The organism is Cellulosimicrobium cellulans (assembly GCF_016921195.1).
Classification (GTDB): domain Bacteria; phylum Actinomycetota; class Actinomycetes; order Actinomycetales; family Cellulomonadaceae; genus Cellulosimicrobium; species Cellulosimicrobium cellulans_F.
Map to the genome: position 1 here is coordinate 124,632 of NZ_JAFGYF010000003.1, position 20,557 is coordinate 145,188.

The following is a 20,557-nucleotide window of genomic DNA, read 5'->3' on the forward strand; positions in this document are numbered from 1 at the left end:
CTGGCCCCGACCACCCAAGCACTGAGGAGCACCCCGCGATGCGCGTGTACGTCGCAGGCCCCATGCGCCGCCTGCCCGAGTTCAACTTCCCCGCCTTCGACAACGCGGCTAACGCCCTGCGCGGCCTCGGCTACGACGTCGTCAACCCCGCCGAGCATGACCGCGACAACGGGTTCGACCCCGCCGGCATGACCGGGCACGAGGACCTCACCCAGCACGGGTTCGACCTCCGCGCCGCCCTCGCGTGGGACCTCGAGCAGATCACCCGCTGCGACGCCGTGTTCCTCCTCGACGGGTGGCAGCAGTCCTCCGGTGCGCGCGCCGAGTACGCCCTCGCCCAAGCCCTCGGCCTATTCGTCACGTCCGAGCAGGCATGGGCCGACTCCACGATCATTCCGCGCCCCTGGTTCAAGACCGCTCTGTTCGAGGAGCGCGGCTACGGACCGACCGCCCAGACCGCACCCGCCCCCTCAACGTCGGGCGAGGTACGCGTCACCTCCACCACCGGTGGCCAGAAGGGGTCCAAGCCCGAACGATACGACCTCATCCCCGCCCTCCCCCTACGCCAGCTCGCCCGCCTCTACGGCAAGGGATCCGAGAAGTACGAGGACCGGAACTGGGAACGCGGATTCGACTGGTCCCTGTCGTTCGCCGCCCTCAACCGGCACCTCTGGCAGTGGTGGGACGGCCGCGACGGCACCGACGTCGACGACGAGACCGGCCTGTCCCACATGGCCTCCGTCGCGTGGCACGCGTTCACGCTCCTGCACTTCGAGCACTACGCCCGGTACGCAGGGTTCGACAACCGACCTGGCGGGTACGACCCCGAGCCGACACCAGCGGCGTCCGGTGGCGCCTACGTCGGGAAGCCGTACCTGCTCTGGGCCAAGCCCGACGGGTGCTTCACCGACCTCACTCGCAAGGACGACACGGTCTACTCCGAGGCGCAGGAAGCCGGTGACGCCGCATGAGCCTCGCCGACCTGCACGAGACCACCCCGCGCCCGCCCCGGTCCGTCTGCTCCGTCGCGAAGATCCTCGACACCCTCGACGACAACGACCGGGCATGGCTCAACGCGGTCCTCGAAGACCCCGAGGAGACCGGCGCAGCGATCGGCCGCACCCTCACCCGCGCCGGGCACCCCATCGCCGGCACCACCATCTCCCGGCACCGCCGCGGCGACTGCACCTGCGCCTGACCTCTTCTGTACGCCCGGCCTGACCGATAGGAACCCTGTGAGCCTCGCAGACACCCACGCCGCCACCACCGCGGCCCGGATCACGCGCAAGCACAGCGCCCCCACCGGGTTCGAGCCAGGCGTGAAGTACGACGCCGGCGAACCCGCCGAGGTCACGCTCGCGCTCAAGGAGATCCCCGCCGACGAACAGCGGTGGCGCGACGAGATCAAGCGCGTCACCACCCTCGACCTGCCCGACGACCGTCGCGTCGAGATCCAGCAAGTCCGGTACTGGGGCGACCCGCGCGACCCAATGGTGTACGTCCGGTTCGGGATCCGGGACCGCGAGGCCGACCGGCAGGCGATCGACTACCCCGGGCTGTTCGACCTCACACGGCAGCACCGCAAGGCGCGCGCACCGAAGACGACCACGAACCGGACCCGGGTCGTCGTCGTGTCTGACGCGCAGATCGGGAAGGTCGACCACCGCGGCGGCACCCCCGAACTTCTCGCGCGCGTCGACGGGCTCCTGGCCCAGTTCGACGACGAAGCGAAGCGGGTTCGGTGCGACGACGTGGTGATCGTCGACCCCGGCGATCTCACGGAGGGGTTCGAGAACACCGCACAGCAGGCCCACACGAACGACCGGTCGTTCCCCGAGCAGCTCGACCTCGCACAGGTCGTCCTCGACGAGATCGTGGGCCGGGTCGCGGCCAGGCACACGTCAACGCGAGTGGCCACGGTCCCGTCGAACCACGGGGCGTGGCGCCGCGGGAAGGACCGTCTCGGGAAGCCTGGCGACGACTTCGGCATCGGGGTCCACCGGGCGGTCGCGCGCGCCTACGCCAAGGCGAAGCGAGACGACGTCACTTTCATCATCCCGGACGCGTGGGACGAGTCCCTCGCCCTGCAAGTCCGTGGGGCCGTCCTCGGGGTCGCGCACGGCCACCAGGTCACCCAGCCGAACGGCATCCCCGGGTGGTGGGCCAAGCAGACCCACGGTGGCATGCCCCTCGCCGCGGCCACGATCCTCCTGACCGGGCACTTCCACCACCTGCGCCTCGAGCCATCCGGCGCGATCGACGGGCGTGCGCGCTGGTGGATGCAAGCACCCACGATGGACAACGGGTCGTCATGGTGGGCCAACGCCGCCGGCGGGTCCGACTGCGAGCCCGGCATCCTCACCTTCACCATCGACGACGACGGTGCGTGGGACAACCTCAAGCTCATTACGGCGACCTGACCGAGCATTCGGCGACCTCGCGCCTGGTCAGGCCTCGCCTGGCCTTACTCGCCCGGGCCGCGCGTGGGTGCGGGCTCCTGGATCGGCACACCCTTGTGATCTAGTGGCGGCGCGGATGCCTGGAGCGACGCAGGCTCGGTCGAGGGAACCCCGTCTGCCGGAACTCCCAGAAGGGCGTCTATCGGGCGCGGGGCGGGGCTGGCATCCGCTCCGCTGCCGATCGTCGGCACGTCATTTAGGTTTTGCGTGTCGTTTAGGTTAGTCATCTCACGCTCCCTTAAAGCTCCAGAACTGGATGGCGGCAGCGTACACCTGGGCGAACACCACAAAGCCCACACCAAGGCCCGTCCAGAGGATGGCCCGCCGCAACTTCGAGTAGCGCTCGTCTAGGACGCCACGAAGGTGTCCGTGTATCGAGACGTTTCCCGTCTTGTTCCGCATCATCTGCTCCGCGAACATCGCAGCCGCACGCACACCCGTGCCCCTCGCCATCTCAGCGTTCCAGAAGTCCTTGAACGCGTCGATGTTGATCGTCTTGGACTCCTTGGGAAGCACAGCCTGCAGGCTAAAGACCACGCCAACGGCGTTCGCCAGTAGAGCCGCGGCGAACGTGATCGCTTGAACCTCGCTCCCCGAGCCGATCAACGTCCCCAGAAGCGTCAGGAACACCCCCTGGACGGCGAGGACTCCAAACGCGAGTTGCCCCGCGAGCTCCTGACGATGTTGAAGATGGTCCAGGCCCCACCGCAGGTGGTCGAGCCACACCGCATCCCGCTCAAACTGCGATGGCTCGCCTGAAGCGGGTCGCGGCGCGGGGCTTGACGGCGGCCCCGGGACCGACCCATCGCCCGCGCGCCCGATCACGATCTCGACCTTGAACCGGCGCACGTACGTAGTGTGCCGCAATTCAGCCTCCCCATGGCTCGTAGCCGCCACTACGCTCGCTGCATGTTCACTGGTATCCAGCTCCGGTCCGCGGCGACTACGGCATCACACATCCAGCGTGATGCCCCTCACAAGGTTGGCATCGTCGCTGTGGCGGACGGAGGCTCAGCGGCCCACGCGCTCGTACGGGCGGCGGATGGCGAGATCGTCGCATGGGATGGCTGGTACACCAACGCGGCACCGAAGGAACGGACCGACTTGGCGGTCCTCGAGTGGGATGAGTGGGACGACATGCCTTCGAAACTCCTCGTGCGCGCCAACGGCCCCTGGCTCGCCGACTATCTCGCGTTCTGGCTCATGCCGTCGTACTCCCCTTCCCAGTTCGGAGCGGACATCCTGGTTCAGCAACTCCATGGTCGGACTCCTCCTGAAGTCGCGGCGCGCTGGCGCTCAGCGATCGTGTCCGCGTACATCCCTGTTGTAGATCACGCATCCTTCGAACGGGACGCGCGCGCTTGGTCGCGATCGGGAGCGGACGCGGACCTCTCCAGCGCCCTAGAGAAGCTCTCGTAGTTCCACCTTGTTCCAGTTGTTGCGGTACAGTGTGCTTGGTTGGACCTAGGTCTACCAGGGGTCGTGAGTGGTTTCGACGGCTGGTGAGCACCGCACGCGGACACCGCCGGACGCCGGTTCGACTCCGGCACGATCCACGCCGTCCACCTTCTGGGTGGTCTGAGCACCGCGAGACGGCTTCCTAGGACGCGCCGCCACGCAACCCGACTCGTCGCCTGCCCGTGGACGACGTGTACGCGCACCGGACCCTGGTCCGGGACACGGGCCCTTGAGGTGTAGCTCAGTTGGCAGAGCGGCTGGCCGTTAACCAGCGCGCCGCAGGTTCGAGTCCTGCCACCTCAGCAAGCGTGTGGCATTTGGTCGTCGTGGCCGCACGCCAGAGGGTGGCAGCCCTCGCCCTGCCTGATCGGTCCAGATGGAGTGGACGCCCGCCTGTCGAGCGGGAGACCACGGGTTCAAGTCCCGTATCAGGCGCGCGGAGCCCCGCACCACACGGTGAGCACGGGGCTCTAGCTGTGCCCCAGGGAGATCCCGGCTACACCTGGTCCCGGGGACGTGCACCCTACGAGGGTGCGGGTGCTCAGCGTCTCGACCCGCCCAACCCGAGACGCACCCCGCCGTGACGGCGCCACGGTTCGCTGAAAGGTGCAGCCTGGTAAGTCCGCGCTCCGACGCGGTTGAGTCAGGCCGCCGTCACGTTGCGAATGCCCGAAGTGTTACGGAAGCACGCCGGTCTCCAAAACCGGAAGCCCAGGTTCGACTCCTGGCGGGTGTGCCCCTCCGACAAGACCCCCGCGGGGTGTCTGCGACCCTTCCGGACGGTTGTGGCGCGCTAGGAGAGCCTGCGGTGCAACCCCTCTGGGGACACGCGGCAGGCGCAACCGGTTCTCGCACCTGGTGGTGCAGGCGGGCTGTAACCCCGTCGCCTTCGGGCATGCCTGGTTCGATCCCAGGGGACCGGACAGCAGTCGCCTGGTGTGGCTGTCCAGGGGAAGGCGGTTGGGGTCGCCACGGACCCGCGAACCGTGGGGGTCTGGCCCACCCTCTGAGCCGCCAGCGGCGGCGAACGGGCCACACGGGTACGTAGCTCAGCGGTAGAGCGTCCGGTTGAAACCCGGAAGGTCGCAGGTTCGACACCTGCCGTCCCCACGAGCGCCCCGGGACTCACGGCGCACCCCGCCACGGCGAGGGGAACCACCCGGGGCCCACGAGGTGAGGCCACCCGAGAGACGGCGACGGGCGCTGATTCGAAACCAGTTGGCGGGCAACCGCGTAGGGGTTCGACCCCCCTCCTCACCGCATCACGTCCGGCGCGTCCCGACAGGGGCGTGCCGGATTTCTTCTACCCAGGGAGGCGCCGTGGCCAGGACCGAACGCAGCCGCTGGGAGTGGCCGTCCTGGAACGACCGATCCACCACCCAGTGGCTCCCCCGCCTCGTCGAGAACGGCCGCGACAACGCGCACCTGAACAAGCGGTGCCCCGAGTCCTGGGGCGCCGGCTGCCCCTGGTGCACGACCCGAACGTACAAGCGCATCGCGCGACGCCGTGACCGCCACCAAGCGCGCGCCACCATCCGCCGCGAGCTCGCGGCCCACTAGACCCGCCTGCCGGGCGGACCCGCGAACAAGTCCACGGGAACGCGCGGTGAGACCCCCGGCAGGCGCACAACCGCTCTCCGTGTCGGCGGAGAGAGCCCACGGGCGGATTGATCCCCCGCCGCGGTGGGCATCACTCATACCCACCGACATGGGAGCTCGCACATGCGCACTATCGCCATCCCGGCCCTTTCCGCTGCGGACGTCGAGAGGTTCTGGTCGTACGTGGACAAGGCCGGTGACTGCTGGCAGTGGACCGCCGGCACGAACAACTACGGGTACGGCCGCTTCGGTCTCAACGGGAAGCGCTACCTGGCACACCGCGTCGCCCACCAGATCGCCAACGGCACGATCGCCGAGGGCCTCGTCGTGGATCACATCTGCCTCAACCGCCGCTGCGTCCGCCCCGCTCACCTCCACGCCGTGACCATCAAGCAGAACCTCGAGCGTCGCGCCGGCGCCGCGGCCGACTCCAAGAGCGGGGTCCGGGGCGTCTACTTTCAAGACGGCTCGTGGGTGGCCGAGGTGCGTTCCAATGGGCGCCTCGCCTACCGCGAGCGGTTCTCCTGCATCGACGCGGCGGCCTTGGCGGTCGCGTCAGCCCGGCAGCGCATCTTCACCAACATCGAGGAGCTAGCCGCGTGAAGATCACCGTCGATGGTGTCGACTACGCCCCGGCCGCCGCAGCACGCCCGCGCGTAGGGCTGGGGATCACGACGCGGAACAGAAACGAGACGGTCGCGAAGTGCCTCGCGAAGTGGCGGCAGCACTCGCCGGCGGATTTCCCAATCGTGGTAGTTGACGACGCGTCCGACGAGCCCGTTCCCGGTGCCACGTACCGCTTCGAGCAGCAGGCCGGGATCGCGCGCGCGAAGAACAAGTGCCTGGAGGAGCTCGAGAAGCTCGGCGTCTCCGAGTACTTCCTGGCTGACGACGACGTCTTCCCCATCGCTGATAGGTGGTGGAAGCCCTACGTGGACTCGAGCGAGCCGCACCTGATGCGAATCTTCGAGGACCTCGCGGGGCCGCGCAAGCTCCGCGACATCAAGGTGCTCCATGACGACGGGAAGCATGTCGCCTACACGGGGCCCCGGGGCATCCTGCTGTACGCGAACCAGAAGGTGCTGGACGCGGTCGGCGGCATGGATCCCGTGTATGGCCTCTGGGGTTACGAGCACGGCGACTGGTCGAACCGGATTCACCACGCCGGGCTGACGACGTGGCGGTACGCCGACGTGGCCGGGTCCGCGGACCTGATCCACTCGATGGACGAGCACGAGGAGATCACGCGGTCCGTGCCGGCGCCCGACCGGGCCGCCCTGGTGAAGCGCAACGTGGAGATCCACAACCACCGGATGCGCACGGGGTACACGGGGTACGTCGAGTACCGGGACCAGGTCGACGTCGTCCTGACGACGCTCCTGACGTCCGAGCCGGACCCGCAGCGCGGATTCAAGTGGGAGCCGGACCCGGGCACGCTGCAGGCGTGGGCGTCCTCGATCCACGGGGCTCGCGCGGTCGTCCTCGCCGACGAGCTCACGGAGCCGCCCGCCGGCGCGCACCTTGCCCCGGTTCCCGCGGTCGCGATGAACGTGTACTACCGACGCTGGCTCCACATCTACCAGCACCTCCGCGACCACCCCGAGTACCGGTTCGTCTGGGCAACCGACGGGTCCGACGTCGAGATGCTCAACGCCCCGTGGGACGACATGGTCCCCGGGCGCGTGTACGTCGGGTCCGAGCCCAAGACGTACGACGACGAGTGGGCGTGGACCAACCACCCCGCGCGCGTCTTCCAGGACTTCCTGCGCGAGCACCGCCACGACACCATGCTGAACGCTGGGCTTCTCGGCGGGACGCGTGAGGACGTCATGGCGTTCGCCCACGCGATCGTCCGCGTCTACTACGACCTCGAGTCGGAGCGGTTCTGGGGCAACGAGACCGCGGGCCCCGAGGTCGGAGACATGCTCGCGTTCGGGATCGTGGCGCACACCCCGCACTTCGCCGGCCGGATCGTGACGGGCCCGCGGGTGCACACCGTGTTCCGCGCCGACGAGCGCACCCCGTGGGCGTGGTGGAAGCACCGGTGAACGTGTCCTACGCCGTGATGGCGCACACCGCTCGCCTCGGGCACGCGCTCGACCTCGCGGAGTCTCTGGACGCCGCCCTGTTCGTGGACGACGGGCGCCTCGGGGAGAACGCGAACGGTGATCGCGCCTGGGCCGCAGCGGACCCGGACGCGGACTGGCACGTCGTGCTGCAGGACGACGCGGTCCTTGTGGCGGGATTCGTGGATCAGGTTCGGCGCGCGCTGGCCGCTTCTCCGCGGACGGTCGTTTCGTTCTACGTCGGGACCGGGATGCCGTTCTCGACGGTCGGGCCGGTGCGGTACGCGATCAGCGAGGCCACGGCCGTGGACGCGGCATGGTTCGCGACGGACGCCCTGCACTGGGGTGTCGCGGTGGCGATGCCGACGTCCTGGGTGCATGACTACCTCGCGACCATGACGTCGGACCCGACGCCGTACGACCAGCGGATCGGGAAGTACGCCGCCGCCTACCGTCGCTCCCCTGTCAGGTACACGTGGCCGTCCCTGGTGGATCATGCGGACGGGCCGACCCTGGTGGACCACGCGGACGGTCTGCCCCGGGTTGTTCCGCGCCGCGCGTACCAGGTGGGGACACGGTCGGACTGGGACACCCCACCGGTCTGGTTCTAGTTCCACCCTATTCCACTTCACTACGTAGACTTTGGGTATGACCACCGACACCCGCCCCCAGGTCCTGGCTGACGTCCACGACCTCGAGACCTACCTCTACGAGACGGCTATCGACGGCACCGCGTTCATCCGCGACAACGACGACCGCCCGTGGATCGCCGGCATCGACAGCAACGACGCGACGTTCGCGATCTCGCTCCCCCAGGAGGACGAGAACGGCGACGCCGAGGACAAGGCGAAGTACCTCCGACGAGGCGTCCGCCTCGCGTACCCGCTCATCGTCGTGGCGACCGAGGCGGAGACCCTCTGACCATGACCGCACCCCACGAGATCCAGGCCATCATCGCCGCCGCACAGGGCGCCGAGTCCCACAAGCGGGCCCACGACAAGCTCGTCGCCGAGCGCGACGCCGCGATCGTGACCGCGCACGCGAACCACGCCATCCCGATGGCCGACATCTACACCGCGGCCCGCCTCTCCCCCGGCATGGTGCACCGCATCCTCACCCGTGCCGGCGCACCCCACCGACCACGCGGCGGCCGACCAGCCAAGACCGACGGCGGTGCAGCATGAGCAACCGCACCCCGTTCGAGGCGCAGCGCGACGCTGCACGCCACACCATCCGACTCGCACAGTCCACGGCCTACCCGGACTTCCCGCGTGGCACCGACCCGTCTGCGTACGTCGCCACGCGTCAGGTCAACGCCACCCTCGCGGTCGCCGAAGCCATCCTCACCCTGGCCGAAGCGATGAGGCCGACGCCCGTCGAGGTCACGCTGAACGTCGACGCGCCCGGCGCCGAAGACGTAGCGGAGGCCGTCCGCGCGGAGTTGGAGCGCGAGCGGCAGTGGGGACGGGCAGCCCGATGAGCGCGGACCTGCTGCGACGTGCAGCCGCCAAGATCCGAGACACCGCCCAGGCCGCGACACCGGGGCCCTGGGAGCAGGAGGGGTCATCCATCGCCGCGGGCGAGTTCATCATTCTCGACGCCCTCCCCGACGGCGGCACCGGGACGTGGACGAAGCAGACCGCGGACGCTGCGCACGTGGCCATGTGGTCGCCGCTCGTTGCCGAGCTAGTGGCCCAGTGGCTCGACGACGCCGCCCGCAGGGACGAGCGGAAGCCGCGACCCATGGGCCCCCACGATGTGCAGGCTCACCGCCTTGCGCTCTTCATTCTCGGGGAGGACGCATGACCTTCGACATCGTCTCGTTTCTCGGTGGCCTCACGCTCATCCCGATCGCCGTCGCCGCGCTCTGGGCCGCAGGCGCGCTCACCGGGCTCGCATGGGAGAAGTGGGAGCTCGTCCTCCGACGGCTCCGCCCGCGCCGCATCCCGGACTGGCGCAACGCGACCCTCGCCGCGCACATCGCGGAGTGGCCCGGGAAGGTGCGCTCCGTGTCCCTGCCGGGCGTGTGGTGCGTCGTCCTTACCGAGCGCCCCCTGCCTGACGACTTCGACGCTCGCCGCAAGGCGACCGAGGCGCGCATCCGCGACGGCGTGTCGGCCGCAGACCAGGCGTTCCCGCCGATCGCGGTACGCCTGCCCGTGACGGACGCCTGATGTGCATGCGCTGCGTCCGCGCCGAGAACCGCGCACGCGAGACCCGGCAGGCGCTCGACGCCCAGTACGCCCGTGTCCGCGCAGCCATCCGCGCCGCCGCCGACCAGTACGCCGAGGAGTGCGCCTGATGCCGACCTACGTCGTGAAGCCCGTCCGCGACCGTGACGAGTACGTCGTCTGGTCCACGATCGTCGACGCGCCGACCGCTGTCGGCACTCGCGACGAGCTCCTGCCCGTCCTGCTCGAGATGTACGGGTACGGGGCGGGCGACCCGGCGCGGTTCGACCGCGCCGACGAGCACGGCACGTCCGCGCACGGCCCCTGGTTCGGGTGGAGCGAGGACGAGTTCCCCCTCGGGAACATGCACTGGGACCCGGGCCCCGCGACCTACCAGGTGCGGCGTGCGAACCTCGCCGCCTACGCCCGCGCGGACCTCGCCGAGGACACCGCGGCGTGCCTCGCGCTCGTCGAGCCCTACGACGACGAGGACGACACATGACCGACACCATGCACGCACTCATGCGCGACGTCGACGGGCGTCCGTTCCCTTGCTCCACGCCCGGCTGCCAGGTCTGCACGCCGATCCACGTGCCCGAGCACTACGAGTTCGCGCTGTTCAAGCGGTCGAACGGCCACCAGGTTGGTGGACCCGTGCGCGTCCGTGCCGCAGTCGACCCGCGGATCCGTGGCCTCAAGCCCGAGCGGTACATCGTGCGCTGCCGCGCCGTCTACACCGGGCCCTGGGAGGACGCGTGAGGCAGCTCATCGTGACCGACCGGGGCGCGGCGGCGTTCCGATGCGAGTGCGGATGGTCGTACTCCGTCCGGCTGCTGTTCCCCGTCTGGCGCGCGCTACATGCAGTCGGGGATCACGTCCTCGCCCAGCACGCCGCTGGACTCACCAGACGGACCGTACCCACACCGCGCGTCGATCCCAAGTGGACGACTGACAGAACTTCCTGACACGTCCCGCGCGTCAGAACATCACGACACGGCCCCCGCACCCACCCCGGGTGACGGGGGCCTACCCATGCCCCAGGAGGGCATGCAACCACCGAGCGCCCCAGGCGGGCAGGTGAACGGAGACACCATGGCCAAGCCCGTGTGGGAACCCCACCACGACGACCAACTCCGCGAACTCCACGCCCAAGAACTCTCCACCCGCGACATCGGCGAACGCATGGGCTTCTCGTTCGGCACCATCGCCCGCCGCGCCCGCACCCTCGGACTCGAGTTCGACCGCTCCCGCACCGCCGCCGCCACACACGCAGCCGCGACCGACGCCAAGGCACGCCGCGCGATCCTCGCGCACCGGTTCCTCGACGAAGCGAACGACGCCCTCGACAAACTGCACCAGGAGTACGACTTCGTCGCCGCGACGAAGGAAGGGATCCAGGTTCGTACCCTCAACCAGCCCGACGCCGGCGCGTACCGCAACTTCATGACCTCGGCCGGCATCGCCACCGATAAGGCCCTCGCGCTCGACAAGCACGACACCGACTCCGTGTCCGAGGTCGCGAAGTCAATGCTCGAGAAGCTGCTCGACCTCGTCCCCGACGCCCCACCCTCGGCCCCTGAGACCCCGGCGCAGGACGCGATCGCCGCCGCCACCGCGGACCCGCAGGAGGACGCGTGACGCCCGCGCTGTCCCCGAAGCAATACGACTTCCTCACGACCTCTGACGCCACCGTCAACGTCCTTGACGGCAGCATTCGCAGTGGGAAGACCATCGTGTCCCTGCTCCGCTGGTACGGGTTCATGGCCCGCGCCCCCCGCGGCGGCGAGCTCGTCATGATCGGCCGCACCCGCGACGCGATCTTCCGCAACGTCATCAAGCCCATGCAGGACGAGTCCCTGTTCGGGCCCCTCGCTGGCACCGTGAAGTACACCAACGGCGCACCCACCGCGACCATCCTCGGCCGCACCGTCCACATCATCGGCGCGTCCGACGCGAAGGCCGAGAAGTCCATCCGAGGCATGACCGTCGCCGGCGCCTACGTCGACGAGATCACCGTCATCCCGGAGGAGTTCTTCACCCAGCTCCTCGGCCGCATGAGCGTGGCCGGGGCGAAGCTGTTCGGCACCACGAACCCCGACAGCCCGGCGCACTGGTTCAAGACGAAGTTCCTCAACAAGGTCGACGCGCGTGACAGCGACGGGAACCCTGTCCTGCCCGGGTGGAAGTACTGGCACTTCGTCATGGACGACAACCCGTCCCTGTCGGAGGACTACAAGCGCCGCAAGCGCGCCGAGTTCACCGGCCTCTGGTTCCGCCGGTTCATCCTCGGTGAGTGGGTCGCCGCTGAGGGCGCGATCTACGACACGTGGGACCCCGACGTCCACGTCATCCGGTACGAGGACATGCCGACGCTGCGCGAGCTCGTCGCGGTCGGCGTCGACTACGGCACGACGAACGCGACCGCGGCCGTCGTCATCGGCATCACCGCCGAACTCCGGCCGCGCCTCATCGTCGTCGACGAGTGGCGCTACCAGGCCGGCGAGCACGGCTCCCGCTGGACCGACGCCCAACTGTCCAAGGGCCTGCGCGACTGGATGGCCAGCATCAAGATCCCAGGGCAGCCGCACCTCACCGCGCCCGGATGGGTGTTCCTCGACCCGGCCGCCGCGAGCTTCCGCGTCCAGCTCGCCGCCGACAACCTGCCAACGATGGACGCCGAGAACGACGTGAAGTACGGCATCCAGACCGTCGCGTCCCTCCTCGGCGGGAAGCGCCTCATCGTGACCGACCGCTGCCACGAACTCATCCGCGAGATCCCCGCCTACGCATGGGACGACAAGGCCGCGCTCCGCGGCGAAGACAAGCCCGTCAAGGTCGACGACCACCAGGTCGACGGCCTCCGCTACGCCGTCACCACGTCGGAACGGTACTGGCGCCAGTACATCGACCTCGCCGCCTGACCCCCACCCCCAGACCCGTCCGGTGCCCCACCAGGAGGACCACATGCCGCTCGACTACCACGCCAAGGTGGCCTGGCCCCCGAAGCCGTTCAACAAGGCACAGGACGCCATGGGCGCCTGGGACGACTGGTGGGTCGGTGACCCGGACAAGCTCGCAGCCCGGTACCGCGGTGGCGTCGACACCCGCGGGTCCTGGGACCGGGCCGGTGGCCTGACCGGGATCACGAAGTCGTTCTTCTGGGGCCGCCCCGCCCCGAAGAACCAGCAGCGGGTCCGACTCCACCTCCCCCTGCCGGCCGACCTGACCCGCACCTCAGCGGACCTGCTGTTCGGCTCTGCGTTCACCCCAGTCGTCGGTGAGGGCAAGTCGAAGACGCAGGACCGTCTCGCCGACCTCATCGGCGGGGACGACACCCTCGTCACCCTCGCGAACGGTGCCGAGGCACAGGCAGCGCTCGGCGGCACCTACCTCCGCGCCGTCTGGGACAAGGGCATCGCGGACAAGCCGTGGATCACCACCGTCGACGCGGACGCCGCCGTGCCCACCTTCCAGTGGGGGCGGCTCGTCGGCGTGACGTTCTGGCAGAAGCTCGATGACCGTGGGGACAAGGTCATCCGGTTCCTCGAACGGTACGAGCCCGGCCGCATCTACTACGGCCTGTACGAGGGCACGACGGGTGAACTCGGGCGGCCGATCCCCCTGACCGAGCACCCGGCGTCCCGCGGGTTCGCGGACGAGGTGGACGAGACCGGCGGCGTCGACATCCCGACGCAACTGCTCGCTGCGGCCTACGTCCCGAACGTCACCCCGAACCCGACGTGGCGCACCGACCGCGACCTGGTCCACCTCGGACGGTCGGACTTCGACCAGCTCGCCCCCTGGTTCGACGCACTCGACGAGGTGTACACGTCCCTCATGCGCGACGTCCGCCTCGGCAAGGGCCGCGTGTTCGCCGACGCCACGACCATGACACCGAACGGGCCAGGGCAGGGCGCGAGCCTCGACCTCGACCAGGAGGTCTTCACCAACGCGCCCGGCGGAGGCGGCTCCGCGAAGGCGGGAGGGTCGCCCCTCACCCCGAACCAGTTCGCCATCCGCGTGCAGGAACACACCGACGCGATCATGAACCTCATCGGCGTCGTGATCCGCCGCGCCGGCTACTCCGCCGCATCGTTCGGCGACGACCAGATCTCCTCGCTGCGCATGACCGCGACCCAGGTGCAGGCCCGTCAGGACCTGTCGAAGCTCACGCGCGCGAAGAAGATCAAGCACTGGCAGGCAGCGCTCGCCCACATGGCGCGCGTGCTGCTCGAGATCGACGGCGCCGTGTTCCCGGGGAAGGGCGGCGGGGTCACGTCGGACGAGATCACGATCAACTTCCCGTCCGAGGCGAACCCGGATCTCGCGACGCTGGCGCAGACGGCACTCGCGCTCAAGAACGCTGGCGCCGCGTCGACCGAGTCCCTCGTGCGCACGGTCCGCCCGAACTGGACCAGCGACCAGGTCAACGACGAGGTCGACCTCATCAAGGAAGAGCAACAGGTCGGGGACCCCGCCCTGTTCCGACCCGGGATCGACGACGCCGACCAGAACGCGGCACCGGTCAGCAAGGAGCAGGCGGACACGCTCGGCACCCTCGTGCGGTCGGGTGCGACGCAGGACTCGGCCGCGCAGGCTGCGGGCATCCCAGGCATCAAGTGGACGGGCGAGCGCCCGGTCACGACCCGACCCGTTGACGACGGGAAGTAGCCTCCGACCATGCCTGTTAGCCCTGACCACGGTGCACGGCTAGCGGCCACGTCCGTCGACGTCGTGACCGCGGCCGAACTGGAGATCCTGCGCCGGATCTCCCGTGCCCTCTCGCGGGGTGCCGACGCGCCGGCGTGGGCCCGGGTGAAGCTGGCCGAGTTGCAGATGCTGCGCGCCCGCTGGGCCCGCGACCTGGCTGCGATGGAAGCCGGGCTGGTCGCGGAGGCTGGGTCCGCTGTCCGGGTGGCGTACCAGGACGGGCAGGCTCTCGCGGTCGGGGACCTTGACCAGTCGGGAGCCCGCCCGAACCTGCCGCCCGCGCAACTAGCCGCGGTGCAGACCATCGTGGCGGACCTCAACGCGGGACTCGCCGGGGTCGCTACCCGTGCCCTGCGCTCGGTGACGGACGCGTACCAGGAGACGGTCGCGGTCGCGTCGTCGACCGTGCTCCTCGGCGCACAGACCCGTCTCCAGGCGGCGCAGGGCGCGCTCGACCGTCTCCTCGGGCAGGGCATCGACGGGTTCCGCGACCGGGCAGGCAGGAACTGGCGGCTCGAGTCCTACGTGGAGATGGCCGTCCGCACCTCGGCAGGGCAAGCCGCCATCGCCGGGCACCTCGACGTACTCGCCGCGTCCGGAGAGCACCTCGTCCAGATCATCCCCGGCCCGCGCGCGTGTCCCATCTGCGACGGGTGGGCGGGGAAGGTCGTGTCCCTCTCCCCGGTCACAGCCGCGATCTCCGGTGGGGAACGCGTCGAGGTCTTCGGCACGATGGAGCAGGCGCGGCAGGCTGGCGTGTTCCACCCGAACTGCCGGTGCTCCGTCGGCATCTACATCCCTGGCATCACCGAACTCGACCCCGCCCGGCCCGACCCGGCAGGGTACGAGGCTGTGCAGGAACAGCGCCGGCTGGAGCGTGGCGTCCGGGACTGGAAGCGGCGGGAAGCGCTCGCGCTCACCCCGGAAGCGGCACGGCAGGCGAAGGCGAAGACCCGGGAGTGGCAGGCCCGTCTTCGTCAGCACGTCGCGTCCGACCCGGAGCTCCGCCGCAAGCCGAACCGAGAGCGGATCAACACCGCACTCTAGTTCCACGCTGTTCCGCTTGTTGCGGTACTATCTGTTTGAGTCGGAATCCGTCTAGAGAGACGGTTCCACCCTTCACCCCCTGCGCCCCTGGTGTCGGGGGTTTTTTCATGCCGCCAGGAGCGGCCGAAACCCCCAGACCCCAGCCCAGGAGGCCGGTCCATGAAGCGCCGTCTTGCCCGACTCATGTTCATCGACGACCCCGCCGCGGGTGACCCCACCGGCGCCGGTCCCGTCGACAACATCCCCGACGCCCCGGCGGAGGACCCGCCCGCAGACCCCGCATCCGAGGCGCCCGCCGACCCGGCCCCCGAGCCCACCGGCGACGAGCCGAAGACGTTCGACGAGGACTACGTCAAGGGCCTCCGCGCCGAGGCCGCAAAGTACCGCACCGCCGCGAAGACCGCGGCGGACACCGCGATCGCGGACCTCACCAAGAACATCGGCAAGACGCTCGGTCTCATCAAGGACGACGAGCCCGCCGACCCCGCCGAGCTGACCAAGCAGATCGAGGCCGAGCGCAACGCGGCCCGCGCCGCACAGGTCGAGCTCGCCGTGTTCCGCGTCGCCAGCAAGCACCAGGCCGACGCCGACGCACTCCTCGACTCCCGGTCCTTCCTCAACCGAGTGAAGGGCCTCGACCCCACCGCCGATGACTTCGCCTCCCAGGTGGAGGACGCCATCAAGACCACGGTGGAGACCAACCCCAAGCTCCGAGTCGTCCAGGCGGCGACCAAGGCGGGCAGCGACCTGTCCGCCGGGAACGCAGACCCCTCGAAGGGGCAGCTGACCCGTGAGCAGCTCGCAGCGATGACCCCTGCCGAACGGCTCAAGGCCGCGAAGGAAGGGCGCACTCGCGACCTCCTCGGCGGCAAGTAACCCGCTTCCCGCCGCCCGCTCTCACTCCCAAAGGAAGCCGCCATGGCTATCACCAACTTCGTCCCCGAGCTCTGGTCCGCTGCGGTCCAGGTCCCCTACGAGAAGGCCCTCGTCTTCGGTCAGCCCCAGGTCGCGAACCGCGACTACGAGGGCACGATCCGGCAGCAGGGCGACACGGTCCACGTCACCACGATCGACGACCCGACCGTGCGCGACTACGACAAGACGACCGACATCACTGTCGAGGACCTCAACGACGGCCGAATCTCGCTCGTCATCGACCAGGGCAAGTACTTCGCGTTCGGCGTGAACGACGTCGACAAGGTCCAGGCAGCGGGCGACTTCGAGCAGCCCGCGATCGCGCGCGCTGGCATCGGCCTGCGTGACGCCGCGGACAAGTTCATCGCTTCGCACTTCACGAAGTCCGTGGGTGACGGTGGTCCGATCGCGGCGAATCGCCTCGGCGCGGTCACCGTGTTCGACGGCGAGCCGGGTGACGTCCCGACCGGTCAGCTCTCGGCCTACCAGGTGCTCGTGCGCCTGCGCGAGAAGCTGGATGCGCAGTCGGTTCCGCTCGAGGGCCGCTACGTCGTGGTCAACCCGGGCTTCGTGTCCGCGCTCCTCATGGACAAGCGGTACACGGACCTGTCGGCTTCGGGCTCGACCGTCCCGCTGCTCAACGGTCAGGTCGGGCGCTCGACCGGCTTCGAGGTCCTCGTGTCGAACAACCTCCCGACCTCGGGTGGCGCCGCCACGATCTGCGCCGGCGTGCCGGGCGCCCTCACCTACGCCGACCAGATCCTCGAGACCGAGGCGCTGCGCGACCAGAACCGGTTCCGCGACATCGTCCGTGGTCTCAACGTCTACGGCGCGAAGATCTTCCGCCCCGAGGGCGTCGCCACCGCGCAGGTCACGCTCTCGACCTCGTCGGGTTCCTGACCCGCTGACGGTGCGCCCCGCCCTGTGACCATGGGGCGGGGCGCACCCATGCACCAGTAGGAGGCACCGTGGCCCAGCGGGTCTACGCCACCCCGTCCGACCTCGCTGCTGAGCCGTGGGAGCTCGCGCTCGATGAGAAGGCAGCACGGTCCCTGCTCATCCGTGCCTCCATCGTCATCGACGGCCTCACAGTCACCGCGGTGTACGACGTGGACGAGGACGGCTACCCGACCGACCTTGACGTCGCGGACGCGTTCCGTGACGCGACATGCGCGCAGGCAGCCTGGTTTGACGAGACCGGCGACACATCCGGTGTCGCGGGCCGGTTCAACTCCCTGAGTCTCGGGTCGTTCTCCGGGTCGGGAGGCGGTACCGGATCGGCGGCGAACACGTCCGCGGCCGAGTCGCGCCTGTCCCCCGAGGCAGTGCAGATCCTGCAGAACGCGGGGCTGACCAACCAGGCCCCGTCCGCGTGGTGACGCCGTGAAGCTGCCCGGGATCCTCACCCCGCACACCGTCACGTGCCGCGACAAGACCGGCGACGGAACCTACGGGCCCGTGTACGCCGACGAGCGCACGATCCCCCGCTGCCGGGTCGAGGACAAGACCCACCTTGTCAGGGACAAGGACGGCGCCGAGGTCGTTTCCTCCGCGGTCGTCTGGGTGCGCCCCGAGCACGGGCCCGTCCCCGTCGGGTCACTCGTCACGCTCCCCCACGGGCGTACCGCTGAGGTCCTCGCCTTCGACTGGCTGGAGACCCCTCCCGCTCCCGAGCACTACGTCCTGCACCTCAAGTAAGGGGGGCCGCCTCGTGACCGTTCAGATCGAGTGGTTCGGCGGCCAGGCGAAGCAGGCACGCAAGGCCAGCACGGCCCGCGGTCTCGGGCAGGCGGCCGAATTCGTGCTCGGTGAGGCGCGCAAGGAAGTGCCGATCGAGGAAGCGGTCCTCTCCCGTTCCGGCGCGGCGAGCGTCGACGCCGAGATGGAGACCGCCGCGGTGTCCTTCGACACGGCGTACGCCGTGATCCAGCACGAACGGCTCGACTTCCGTCACGACCGGGGCCGCAAGGCGAAGTACCTCGAAGACCCCGTGACGAACACGCGAGAGAAGCAGGCGCAGATCATCGCCCGCGCGATCGAGCAGGGCCTCACGTGAGGGCCAAGCAGGTCGGCCGGGCCGTCGCCCAGCAGCTCGCCGCCGCTGGCGTTGGGACGTGGAACCCGGACGGGGTCTTCACCGCCGGCCAGACCGCCATCACGCTCAAGCAGGTCCCGCCGAACCCCGACCGGGTCATTTCCGTCACCGTCTACAACGTCGACGAAGACCCGGACCCGAGGTCCGTGACCCAGGCGTGGTCCGTGCAGGTCCGCACCCGCGCCCCCGGGATACCCGACGAGGTGGACGAACTGGCGGACGACGCGCACGACGCCCTCGAGTGCCACCACACGCAGTGGCCGGAAGGGGTGTTCGTGCAGCGCGCGCACCGGCACAACTTCGCCCCGATCGGTCCCGACGGGAACCGGCGCCACGAACGCGTCGACAACTACCGCATCATCACCGCCCGCTAGCCGGGCCCCTCTCCGCGTGCCCCCCGGTGGTGCGCACTCACCCACCACAACCCCACCTGCCGTGGAGGCATCATGTCCGTCACCACCGAGTTCGGCTTTTCCTACGAGTACGGCGTCGACATCAACACCGGCACCGTCGAGACGCCCGTCTGGACGCCCATCCGGTTCATCTCCGCCGTCGACCCCCAGGTCACCCCCGTCTCGCAGGACGCCGCGACCTACGACGACCTCGGCGCCCCGAACCAGGTCAAGCTCTCCGAGTCGTGGACCCTCGCGTTCACGGTCCAGCAGCAGCGCATGCCGGACGGGAAGTTCCTGCCCGAGGTCGAGAAGCTGCGCGAGCTCGCCGGCCCGAACGCGGTCGGTGAGGGCGCGACCGGCCAGTTCCGCTGGTACGACAAGCCCGCCAAGGGGACCCCGAACCCGACCGAGGCGTACGAGGGCGAGGCGACCGTCCAGTTCAACCGGCAGAACACCGGCAACGACCAGATCGGCGGCTGGTCCGTGACCCTGACCGGCCGCGGGAAGCGCCGCGAGATCCCGAACCCGTACACGGGTTCCGGCTCCTGATGACTCGGGTGGGGTGACGGCTGCCGGGTACGTCACCCCACCCGATACCAACCCGGTCACCCGGCCACGCACGACCCGGAGGATCACCCGTGCTCAAGGACCTCACCGCCTACCTCACACCGAACCTCGAGATCCCGTGGCAGGACCGAACGTTCTCCGTCCCGCCGCCGTCGAAGGACGTCGGGATCAAGCTCGCCGCGATCAACGCCGCCGGCGTGCACGTGTACCTCGAGACGCTCGAGGTCTGCCCGACCTGCGGTCGAGGTGGCGCGCTGGGGCGTGAACTGCCCGAGGACACGCAGGCGACCCTGGAAGCGATCGGGTCGACCGACCTCGGCGTCCTGTCCCTGGGGACCGCGTACCAGGAGATGGTCGACGCTGGGGTCCCCGCCCCGCACATCGACACGTTCGCCCTCTACGCCCTGTACTACTGGACGCTGGGCGAGGAGACGGCAGACCGGATACTCGCCGCCCAGCACGGTGCGGAGGCCGGAGAGACGGCCCCAAAAGCCTCGACGAGTGGGCGCGGTACGGCGTCGGGGAACCGATCGACTGGGTCGACGGGATCCCGCTCTACGCGGACTACAACCCGCCAGCGCACCTCAAGCCGCGCCAGCAAGACGACGGGCCCCGCGTCGGGTGGCGGGAAGTCCTCGAACACTGGGGACTGATCGTCCCGGACTTCCGTGAGGTCTACGGCGTCAGCGTCGCAGATCCGGCCCTGGGCTGGTTGGAGTTCCGCGACATGGTGTGGGGCCTGCTGTCCTCCACGGCATCGCGCCTCGCGCGAGCCCTTCGCCCACCGGACCCTAAGCGCCGCGGCTGACCGTCCGCCCACACGAGCAGACCAGCACCTCAACACCCGCCGCGGACGTCGTCTCCCACTCGTGCACATGCGGCGCGCCTGCGCCCACTGGCGCCGCGTCGGGCGTGAACCGCTCCAAGTGCGCTACGTCCCATGACCTGAGCACGGGCCCCTTCACGATCTCGACCAGCCGCCAGCCGTCGCGTGCTTCCTTCTCGAGCACGCGCTGCTGCTTGCCCGGCTTCCCGACGGGGATCTTCACCGTCTTGATCTCCCTGCCCATCACCA

Annotated in this window: 30 protein-coding genes and 4 tRNA genes; 32 read left to right on the top strand and 2 right to left on the bottom strand. The window is 69.6% G+C overall.

Annotated features, from left to right (window positions below):
- Positions 1-38: 38 nt before the first annotated feature.
- From JN535_RS08575 to JN535_RS08585, 3 genes are read left to right on the top strand one after another with little or no spacing between them, the layout of a single operon-like run.
- Positions 39-971, top strand: coding sequence for a dATP/dGTP diphosphohydrolase domain-containing protein (locus JN535_RS08575; RefSeq protein WP_205205041.1), 933 nt, complete (start codon positions 39-41; stop codon positions 969-971).
- Positions 968-1,198 carry a hypothetical protein gene (locus JN535_RS08580; RefSeq protein ID WP_205205042.1) on the top strand — a complete coding sequence of 77 codons (231 nt, stop codon included), beginning with the start codon at positions 968-970 and terminating at the stop codon, positions 1,196-1,198. Before JN535_RS08575 ends, JN535_RS08580 begins: the two co-directional genes overlap by 4 nt.
- A 37-nt stretch (positions 1,199-1,235) precedes the next feature.
- Positions 1,236-2,420: a hypothetical protein gene (locus JN535_RS08585; RefSeq protein ID WP_205205043.1), complete on the top strand. Its 1,185-nt coding sequence runs from the start codon at positions 1,236-1,238 to the stop codon at positions 2,418-2,420.
- A 267-nt stretch (positions 2,421-2,687) separates the two neighbouring features.
- Here JN535_RS08585 and JN535_RS08590 read toward each other — a convergent pair whose 3' ends face one another.
- Positions 2,688-3,308, bottom strand: a complete 621-nt coding sequence (locus JN535_RS08590; protein ID WP_205205044.1) for a hypothetical protein — start codon at positions 3,306-3,308, stop codon at positions 2,688-2,690.
- Between the two features lie 60 nt (positions 3,309-3,368).
- On the opposite strand from JN535_RS08590, the gene JN535_RS08595 reads away from it, so the two are divergent.
- The 29 genes from JN535_RS08595 (at position 3,369) to JN535_RS08730 (ending at position 20,135) form a co-directional block, all read left to right on the top strand.
- Positions 3,369-3,878, top strand: coding sequence for a hypothetical protein (locus JN535_RS08595; protein WP_205205045.1), 510 nt, complete (start codon positions 3,369-3,371; stop codon positions 3,876-3,878).
- A 269-nt stretch (positions 3,879-4,147) separates the two neighbouring features.
- Positions 4,148-4,220 (top strand) — tRNA-Asn (locus JN535_RS08600).
- A 58-nt stretch (positions 4,221-4,278) separates the two neighbouring features.
- Positions 4,279-4,352 (top strand) — tRNA-Asp (locus JN535_RS08605).
- Positions 4,353-4,582: 230 nt separating this feature from the next.
- Positions 4,583-4,653 (top strand) — tRNA-Trp (locus JN535_RS08610).
- Positions 4,654-4,955: 302 nt separating this feature from the next.
- A tRNA-Phe gene (locus JN535_RS08615) sits at positions 4,956-5,027 on the top strand.
- 210 nt (positions 5,028-5,237) lie between these two features.
- On the top strand, positions 5,238-5,477 hold the full coding sequence (locus JN535_RS08620) for a hypothetical protein (RefSeq protein WP_205205048.1): 240 nt from the start codon (positions 5,238-5,240) through the stop codon (positions 5,475-5,477).
- Between the two features lie 162 nt (positions 5,478-5,639).
- Positions 5,640-6,119: an HNH endonuclease signature motif containing protein gene (locus tag JN535_RS08625; protein ID WP_205205049.1), complete on the top strand. Its 480-nt coding sequence runs from the start codon at positions 5,640-5,642 to the stop codon at positions 6,117-6,119.
- Positions 6,116-7,564, top strand: coding sequence for a glycosyltransferase family 2 protein (locus JN535_RS08630; protein ID WP_205205050.1), 1,449 nt, complete (start codon positions 6,116-6,118; stop codon positions 7,562-7,564). The genes JN535_RS08625 and JN535_RS08630 overlap by 4 nt, the downstream gene beginning before the upstream one ends.
- On the top strand, positions 7,546-8,193 hold the full coding sequence (locus JN535_RS08635; protein ID WP_205205051.1) for a hypothetical protein: 648 nt from the start codon (positions 7,546-7,548) through the stop codon (positions 8,191-8,193). The genes JN535_RS08630 and JN535_RS08635 overlap by 19 nt, the downstream gene beginning before the upstream one ends.
- Before the next feature lie 37 nt (positions 8,194-8,230).
- Entirely contained in the window at positions 8,231-8,503 is a 273-nt protein-coding gene (locus JN535_RS08640; protein ID WP_205205053.1) for a hypothetical protein, read from the top strand.
- A gap of 2 nt (positions 8,504-8,505) precedes the next feature.
- Positions 8,506-8,766, top strand: a complete 261-nt coding sequence (locus JN535_RS08645) for a hypothetical protein (RefSeq protein ID WP_205205055.1) — start codon at positions 8,506-8,508, stop codon at positions 8,764-8,766.
- Positions 8,763-9,062, top strand: coding sequence for a hypothetical protein (locus JN535_RS08650; RefSeq protein WP_205205057.1), 300 nt, complete (start codon positions 8,763-8,765; stop codon positions 9,060-9,062). Before JN535_RS08645 ends, JN535_RS08650 begins: the two co-directional genes overlap by 4 nt.
- Positions 9,059-9,388, top strand: a complete 330-nt coding sequence (locus tag JN535_RS08655) for a hypothetical protein (RefSeq protein WP_205205059.1) — start codon at positions 9,059-9,061, stop codon at positions 9,386-9,388. The genes JN535_RS08650 and JN535_RS08655 overlap by 4 nt, the downstream gene beginning before the upstream one ends.
- A complete protein-coding gene (locus tag JN535_RS08660) occupies positions 9,385-9,756 on the top strand; it encodes a hypothetical protein (protein WP_205205060.1) in 372 nt (123 codons plus the stop codon). Before JN535_RS08655 ends, JN535_RS08660 begins: the two co-directional genes overlap by 4 nt.
- Positions 9,756-9,884, top strand: a complete 129-nt coding sequence (locus tag JN535_RS21225) for a hypothetical protein (RefSeq protein ID WP_275892190.1) — start codon at positions 9,756-9,758, stop codon at positions 9,882-9,884. Before JN535_RS08660 ends, JN535_RS21225 begins: the two co-directional genes overlap by 1 nt.
- The gene (locus JN535_RS08665) at positions 9,884-10,255 is read left to right on the top strand and encodes a hypothetical protein (protein WP_205205062.1); all 372 of its coding nucleotides are present in this window, start codon (positions 9,884-9,886) and stop codon (positions 10,253-10,255) included. Before JN535_RS21225 ends, JN535_RS08665 begins: the two co-directional genes overlap by 1 nt.
- Positions 10,252-10,512, top strand: a complete 261-nt coding sequence (locus JN535_RS08670) for a hypothetical protein (protein ID WP_205205064.1) — start codon at positions 10,252-10,254, stop codon at positions 10,510-10,512. Before JN535_RS08665 ends, JN535_RS08670 begins: the two co-directional genes overlap by 4 nt.
- Before the next feature lie 333 nt (positions 10,513-10,845).
- The gene (locus JN535_RS08675; protein WP_205205066.1) at positions 10,846-11,391 is read left to right on the top strand and encodes a hypothetical protein; all 546 of its coding nucleotides are present in this window, start codon (positions 10,846-10,848) and stop codon (positions 11,389-11,391) included.
- The gene (locus tag JN535_RS08680; protein ID WP_307868439.1) at positions 11,388-12,674 is read left to right on the top strand and encodes a PBSX family phage terminase large subunit; all 1,287 of its coding nucleotides are present in this window, start codon (positions 11,388-11,390) and stop codon (positions 12,672-12,674) included. The genes JN535_RS08675 and JN535_RS08680 overlap by 4 nt, the downstream gene beginning before the upstream one ends.
- Positions 12,675-12,717: 43 nt before the next feature.
- On the top strand, positions 12,718-14,424 hold the full coding sequence (locus tag JN535_RS08685) for a phage portal protein (RefSeq protein ID WP_205205073.1): 1,707 nt from the start codon (positions 12,718-12,720) through the stop codon (positions 14,422-14,424).
- Between the two features lie 9 nt (positions 14,425-14,433).
- The gene (locus tag JN535_RS08690; protein WP_240200849.1) at positions 14,434-15,510 is read left to right on the top strand and encodes a phage minor capsid protein; all 1,077 of its coding nucleotides are present in this window, start codon (positions 14,434-14,436) and stop codon (positions 15,508-15,510) included.
- Between the two features lie 159 nt (positions 15,511-15,669).
- Complete coding sequence (locus JN535_RS08695; RefSeq protein ID WP_205205077.1) at positions 15,670-16,386, top strand: hypothetical protein; 717 nt, start codon at positions 15,670-15,672, stop codon at positions 16,384-16,386.
- A 42-nt stretch (positions 16,387-16,428) separates the two neighbouring features.
- Positions 16,429-17,325, top strand: coding sequence for a hypothetical protein (locus tag JN535_RS08700; protein WP_205205079.1), 897 nt, complete (start codon positions 16,429-16,431; stop codon positions 17,323-17,325).
- Between the two features lie 68 nt (positions 17,326-17,393).
- Complete coding sequence (locus tag JN535_RS08705) at positions 17,394-17,804, top strand: hypothetical protein (RefSeq protein WP_205205081.1); 411 nt, start codon at positions 17,394-17,396, stop codon at positions 17,802-17,804.
- A gap of 4 nt (positions 17,805-17,808) precedes the next feature.
- On the top strand, positions 17,809-18,123 hold the full coding sequence (locus tag JN535_RS08710) for a hypothetical protein (protein WP_205205083.1): 315 nt from the start codon (positions 17,809-17,811) through the stop codon (positions 18,121-18,123).
- 13 nt (positions 18,124-18,136) lie between these two features.
- Positions 18,137-18,481, top strand: a complete 345-nt coding sequence (locus JN535_RS08715; protein ID WP_205205085.1) for a hypothetical protein — start codon at positions 18,137-18,139, stop codon at positions 18,479-18,481.
- The gene (locus JN535_RS08720; protein ID WP_205205087.1) at positions 18,478-18,894 is read left to right on the top strand and encodes a minor capsid protein; all 417 of its coding nucleotides are present in this window, start codon (positions 18,478-18,480) and stop codon (positions 18,892-18,894) included. The genes JN535_RS08715 and JN535_RS08720 overlap by 4 nt, the downstream gene beginning before the upstream one ends.
- Before the next feature lie 72 nt (positions 18,895-18,966).
- Positions 18,967-19,464 (top strand): phage tail tube protein, encoded by a 498-nt coding sequence (locus JN535_RS08725; protein ID WP_205205089.1) that lies wholly within the window; start codon positions 18,967-18,969, stop codon positions 19,462-19,464.
- 89 nt (positions 19,465-19,553) lie between these two features.
- The gene (locus JN535_RS08730; RefSeq protein ID WP_205205091.1) at positions 19,554-20,135 is read left to right on the top strand and encodes a DUF7426 family protein; all 582 of its coding nucleotides are present in this window, start codon (positions 19,554-19,556) and stop codon (positions 20,133-20,135) included.
- A gap of 138 nt (positions 20,136-20,273) precedes the next feature.
- Here JN535_RS08730 and JN535_RS08735 read toward each other — a convergent pair whose 3' ends face one another.
- Positions 20,274-20,552, bottom strand: a complete 279-nt coding sequence (locus JN535_RS08735) for a hypothetical protein (protein WP_205205092.1) — start codon at positions 20,550-20,552, stop codon at positions 20,274-20,276.
- Positions 20,553-20,557 lie beyond the last annotated feature (5 nt).